Source organism: Methanosarcina sp. A14 (genome assembly GCF_001729375.1).
In the GTDB taxonomy this organism is placed as follows: domain Archaea; phylum Halobacteriota; class Methanosarcinia; order Methanosarcinales; family Methanosarcinaceae; genus Methanosarcina; species Methanosarcina barkeri.
The window spans coordinates 1-6,842 of record NZ_LZPK01000064.1; the positions used below are offsets into that span (position 1 = coordinate 1).

1 protein-coding gene is annotated in these 6,842 nt (G+C 40.5%); it reads right to left on the bottom strand.

The window, feature by feature from the left end:
* Positions 1-80: 80 nt before the first annotated feature.
* The gene (locus A9239_RS04190; RefSeq protein WP_048155866.1) at positions 81-6,119 is read right to left on the bottom strand and encodes a tetratricopeptide repeat protein; all 6,039 of its coding nucleotides are present in this window, start codon (positions 6,117-6,119) and stop codon (positions 81-83) included.
* Positions 6,120-6,842: the final 723 nt, after the last annotated feature.

Below are 6,842 nucleotides of genomic sequence, written 5' to 3' on the forward strand. Positions count from 1 at the left end.
CTCTTATTATTTTTTAACTCCACCTCTTATCTGTAAAATCCTCTCTTCTTTTCTCCTAAATCTCTCCTCTACTAAAAACATTAGTAGAGATCTTCACTGGAATCCTCTTTGTTTTCAATGCATTTTAAGGCTTCAAGTTTCCTTTTCGCGTCTGACATTTCGGGATAGAGGCGAAGGATTTCATTGAAGGTGTTTATGGCCTCGGTATACTTTCCCAGTTTCCCGAGGATAACTCCCCTGTAATTCATAGCTTGCATATCATGAGGTCTTATCCTAAGCAGCCTATCAAAGGTTCTCAGGGCATCCTCATATTCTTCTATTTTTGCAAGAGATATCCCGAGATATTTCAGTGACTGCTCGTGCCAGGGGTTAATGGCAAGGGCTTCGTCAAAGGCCCGGCAGGCAGTTTCATAGAGTTTCTGTTTGAAACAGACAACCCCTACACTATAAATTGCCTTGATGTTTTCAGGGTCTTTTTCTAACGCAAGGTCAAAGGCTTTCAGGGCTTCTCTGTACATTTCAAGCTTGCAGAAGGCAATTCCTTTGTAGTTCAGGACATCGAGATTCTCAGGGGAAATGTCAAGGATACGGTCAAAATAGCCGATTGATTCCTGGGGACGGTTAAGCTTGATAAGAGTCGTGGCTGCGTTATACAGAGCTTCTTCATTCTTCGGATTGAAAAGGGCGGCTTTTTCAAAGGCTTTCAATGCCGCTTCTGGGCTTTCGAGTTCCAGCAGGCAGAGCCCAAGATAGTTCAGGCTTTCAGGGTCTTCGGGTGAGGCTTCCAGCAGCACTCCAAAAGTATCAGCAGCAGCTTCGTATTCACCAAGATTAAAAAGCACAAGCCCTCTGTAATAGAGAGCTTCCTTATGCGCCGGGTCCTGCTGCAAAATAATATCAAAAGCCTCAAGGGCTTTTTCATACTCCTGAAGTTCCATTCTAGCAATCCCGAGCCTGTAACAGGCTTCAATATAATTCGGGAAATCAGGGGTGGACAGGAGTACCCTTTCTAGGTCTTGAGCGGCTTCCTCAAAGCGCTGGAGATTGAAACTGGCAACTGATCGGCTGTAGAGAGTGTTTACGTTGTCAGGTTTCAGGGTTAGAGCAGAACTGAAAGCCTGGCTTGCTTCCTCGTACATATTTAATCTAAGAAGGGAAAGCCCTATCTGCTCCCAGGCAGCTTCTAGAGTTGGATCGAGTTCCACGGCCTTTTCAAAAGCTTCAACGGCTTGTTCATCCTGGTCAAGCCCCCTTAGAGCGAGCCCTGCGACGTACCAGAGGTCGGCAACCTCGGGTTTTACTTCAAGAAGTTTCTCAAATATATCTATGGCGTCTTCATAACGTTCCAGTTTGAGCTGGGAAAGCCCCATTTTCATCCAGACATCTTCAAGTTCAGTGTCACTTAATTTCTCTTTTAATCCAAATTTATCTTCTAATCTTGTTTCATTTTCTAATCTTATTTCATCTTCTAATCTTATTTCATCTTCTAATCTTATTTCATCTTCCAACTCAGGGCTTTCTCTCATTTTTTCTATCTGAGTTTCTTCCAGGCTTAATTCGTTAACTTTTTCAGGAGTTTCTGTTTGATCTTCCAGGGCAGCCTGTTCGAAGGACTCCAGAGCTTCAACATAGTATCCAAGAGAAAATAGAATGAGTCCTCTTCTATACCAGGCTTTTTCAAAGTTAGGATAAAGGGAAAGTAGTTCAGAAAATATTTCAAGGGCTTCCTCATATCTGCCGAGCTCCTGAAACACAATCCCTTTGCTGTAAAAGACCTCTTTTGAAATCGATTCGTTTGCTGTAAGTTTTCCAAGAGGTAGCAGGGCTTCTTCATATCTTCCAAGCTCTATCAGGGAGAATGCAAACTTTTCGAGGAGTTCTTCAAAAGCTTTTGTATTCTCGAAAGCCGGAATTTCTTCTGCGTTTTCTTCTCCTGTGCTTTCTCCTGCGTTTTCCTCATAATTTTCTTCTTCAAACTCTCCAGCGTCTTTAATATTAAAGTTCTCGGTTTCAAGTTCGAGAAGAGCATAAACTGTAGAAACCATTTCTTCTGGCTTTCCAAGTTCGAAAAGGGACAGGGCTTTTTTGTATAAAATTTCGGGATCCGGTGCTCTGGAATCAAGGATAGTATTAAAAACTTCCACGGCTTTTTTATATTCTCTGCTTTCAAAGTAGGCGATTCCTGTGTAATAAGAAATTTCGGGTTGCTGGCAGCCGAGGTCAAAAGCGTTTTCAAAGGATTTTACGGCTTCTTCAAAATTCCCAAGCCTGAAAAAGGCAATACCCCTATAGTAATGCAGATCTTCCTTTTTCTGGCAATATTCCAGAGCCGTCTTAAATGCTTCAACGGCCTCAGGATATTCCTCAAGCTCTAAATGAGTATAGGCTTTTTGTTCAAGGGCGTAAGTACAGTCTGGCTTCAATTTAAGAACAGAGTCAAACATACTAGAAGCCCTCTTTACTTCTCCAAGAGCTTTTAAAGCAACTCCTTTTCTGAAAAGGACAGTTTTTCGCTCTGGATTCATCTCCAGAACCTGATCAAAGAGTCTAAGGGCTTCTTCATAAAACCCCTGCTTGAAGCAGGCTGTGCTCAGGTGTGCAAGAGCTTCAGTATCGAATGGATTTCTTTCAAGTACTTCCCTGAAACCTGAAGCCGATTCCTTATATCTCTTCGACCGCAGTAAAGCGAGGCTTCTCATGTAAAGGGTTTCAAGGTTTTCAGGATCTATTTTCAGGGCGGCTTCAAAAATCCTTATAGCTTCCTCAAAGTCCCCAAGCTCAAAACAGGAAAGTCCCAACTGATAACAGGTATCCTGATAAGCAGGTTCAATCTCAAGGACTTTCTCAAAGTCTTTTGTTGCTTCCTCATGTTGTTTCAGTTTTGAATGGGATATTCCTTTAAAATACCAGGCCTCTACAAACAGGGGATTATTTTCAGTAAGCCTTGAAAAAACCTCAAGCGCTTTTTCGTAAGCTTTCAGCCTGATAAGTGCAAGCCCTTTCCAGTAGAGCGAAGAGTACTTTTCGTCATAATTATTTTGTTTAGAGTTATTTTGCTCAGATGTACTTTGTTCAGAAAGATTTTGTTTAGAGTTATTTTGCTCAGAAAGATATTGTTTAGAGTTATTTTGTTTAAATAAGCCTTGTTTAGAGAAATTTTGTTTAGTGAAGTTTTGTTCAGACATACTTTGTTTAGAGAAGTTTTGTTTAGTGAAATTTTGTTCAGATATACTTTGTTTAGAGTTATTTTGCCCAGAAAGATTTTGTTTAGAGTTATTTTGTTCAGATGAGTTTTTTTCAGGGCAGTATACAAAAAAGCCTTTATCTGAGTCCTTACTTACTTCTTCAAAAAGAGACAGGGCTTTATTGTACTCTCCGGATTCGAAACTGGCGATCCCCAGCTCAAACTTTGCTTCTTTGTTGTCAGGGTCAAGTTCCAGTACTCTGGAAAGGGTTTTAGCTCCGGATTTATACTTCCTTAACTGCAGGAAACAAATAGCTTTTTTATGGAGTACGGAAAGGTTCTCCGGATTTCTTTCAAGTACAGCTTCAAGAGACTCCAGGGCAGCTTTGTATTGTTCGGTTTCAAACAGACATAGAGCTCTATACTCGAGGGCTTCTTGCATTTTAGGATTAAGACGAATTGCAGACTCAAAGGCACACGCTGCTTCTTCTAACATGTTTATCCTATACAGGCTAAGGCCTCTGTAGTACCAGAGAATATCAGAATCTGGCTTTTCTTCAAGAGCGCTCTCAAAGGTTTCTAGGGCAGGGAGATACTTTCCAAGCTGCATTTGCGCAAATCCTTTGTAAGTACTTGCGTTTTCGTAGTCCGGATTTTCATCTTCGTAATCAGGGTTCTCGTCTTCGTAATCAGGACTCTTTATCTCATCACATACTGGGTTATCTATGTCATCATGATCGAGATTTTTTAGCTCTTTATAATCAGAGCTACCTATCTCTTTATAATTTAGATTTTCTATAATTACTTCATCAAAAGCTCTGATAGCCTCTTCAAAGCGTTCCAGTTTTATCAGGGCAAGCCCTTTTCTATACCAGGCTTCCCTAAAATCCGGATTCTCACTGAGAACCTGATCAAAAGCTTTAAGTGCAGTCTCATATTTTCCGATTTCCATTGCAAATTTTCCTTTCCTGCACTGGATTTCCAGATCTTCGGGATTTTTGGCAACTAGTTTTTCAAAGGTTTCCAGGGCTTCTTTCTGCTTTCCTAGCTTCGCCTGTGCAGCTGCAAGGCTATATAATAAATCAGGATAATCGGGATTAAGGGACAGAACTTTTTCAAAGCATTCCAGGGCAGTTTCCGTTTTTCCGAGTTTTAGCAGGGCTGTTCCCCTGTTGTAAATGGAGTCAAGGTCTTCAGGACTTATTTTAATAACTTCGGCAAAGGCTTCGCCGGCTTTTTCATATTCGTTGGCATCCAGTAAAATCAGTCCTCTATTTCTCCAGGCATCTTCAAAGTCAGGCCTGAGGCTTACAGCTTTTTCAAAAGCTTCTAGGGCTTCTTCCGTTTTTCCAAGCTTTCCCAGCACTATTCCTTTATTATTCCAGCCTTTCTCAAGATATGGGTTTAGCCGCAGACCCTCTTCAAAAGCTTCCAGAGATTCTTCATAGCGATCCATGGAATAGAGTGCAAAGCCCTTATTCATCCAGCATGCGTCGTTATCGGGTTTGAGTTCCGCAACTTTCTCAAGAGCTTTCAGGGCAGGCTCGAATTTTCCGTTGTCAAGGAGAATTAATCCTTGCTGCAGCCATAGCCCATAATTTTCGGGTTCTTTTTCAAGGCTCTGTGAAAGAGAGTCAAGAGCCTCTTCGATACGGCCTAACTTGATCAGCATAGTGCCCCTGAGCTTTTGGGCCTTAATAAATTCTGGATTTTGTTCAAGCATGGAATCGAAGGCTTTGAGAGCTTCTTCATACTTTCCTTCTCTGGCAAGCAAACGTCCCTGCTGGTAAAGGGCATCACCGTATGCAGGGTCCAGTTCGGCAGTCTTGGAAAAAGATTTTGCAGCTTCTCCAAAGCGCTGCAGTTTCACGAGAGCAAGAGCCCTATTGTACCAGATTTCTTTAGTTTCTGGATACATTTCAAGAACAGAATCAAAGGCTTCCAGAGCTTCTTCATAGACCTCAAGCTTCATTAGAGCAAGGCATTTGTAATTCCAGGCTTCGAAATAAGTAGGGTCCAGCTTAATGGCTTCTTCGAAAGCTTTTATAGCATCATTGAGCCTGAGCAGCTGGATAAGAGCAAGACCTTTCTTGAGCCAGATTTCTTTATTTCCTGGGTTTATTTTTAAAATTTTAGTAAACGTTTTCTCGGCATCTTCATAGTGGGAAAGTTTGTTTAAAAGAATACCCTTCTGATAGAGAGCAGTCTCGCTAACAGGAAATTTCCTTAAAAATACGTCAACACATTCCAGAGCTTCTTCGTTCTTCCCCAGCTTTATCAACGAAATATATTTTTGTTTCCAGGCATCTTTATGTCTGGAGTTTTCCCGAATCAGAGAATCAAAGCATTCCAGCGCTTTTTCGTACTTCTCAAGCTTTGCAAGAACCAGGCCTTTTGAGTAGCAAGCGTCTGCGTTTTTCGGGTTGATCTCAAGTGCGTGCTCAAAACATTCCAGTGCTTCTTCATAGCTACCGGCTTTTCCAGTTACGGTGCCTCGGGCATACCAGGCGCTTTCGCATTTCGGTTCAAGCTCAAGTGCTTTCTCAAAACAAAGAATTGAAGCCTCATTTTTTTCCAGTTCAGCAAACGCCAGTCCTTTATGGTACCAGATTTTTGGATTTTCAGGATTTATTTCAAGTGCGTTGTCATAGGCTTCGAGAGCTGCTTCAAACTTTTCAAGGGTGGCCAGAGCAATTCCTTTTTTGTACAGGGCATCGAAATTTTCGGGCTCTAAGTGCAGGACCTGGTCAAAGGAGTCGAGGGCTTCTTCTGGTTTTTTGATTTTCAGTAGCGCGAGTCCTCTGTTAAATAGAGCTCCTGTATGACCTGGATCTTTGTCCACAATCTTGTTGAAGACATTAATTGATTTTTCGTACCTTTTCTGTTTAATCAGGCCCAGTCCTCTTTGAAAAGCTTCATCGTGATTGATAACCAACTCCTCCGGTCTTTTTTCTAATTCTGTTCCTGTACTTTCAAATTCTATTTCTGCACTTTCCTGCTTCTGTTCCTGTACTTCTTAATTCTATTTCTGCACTTTCCTGCTTTTGTTCCTGAAAGCTCAAAGATCTAACACTTGGGCAGTGTACTAATTTAGCATGAAAGTACTGTGATTTGAAAAGTACTTTCATTTCTTTGTGCCTGTTATTCGAAGAATTTCATGTTTGTTTTCTGTAAAATTACAAATCTCAATAAGTTATTGGGTAGAAAATTTCATATCGAAATATCAATTTCTCCATAGTATGCAAGAACTTAACTTCAAGTTTACAGCAAGTTTGAGACACTGCCGAAACTTAAGTACTAGTTTTTTATCAGACCTTTATAATATTTTGCTCTGTTTTCTCCAACTTATGAGTTTTTGCGAGTTTTTGCCTCTCACTTATTGTTTAAACCTCTTTTCCAGAACATTAACGATTTACCAGTGTTAACCGTTAAATTTAGTACGGCATCCAACCCGAAGTATATTGTCATTATTAATTTTTGTTTAAAATCTAATTTTCTAATATTGTATATAAATGATCTTCAATAATTGAGTGTGGGAGGCCAATTTTCAGTTTCTTTTTGAAATGTCTTTTTTAACAAATGTTCTCATGTACTTTGCAGGCAACCGTATTATAAATATACTGTGAATGAAAATACTTATAATCTCTAAAATAATCTC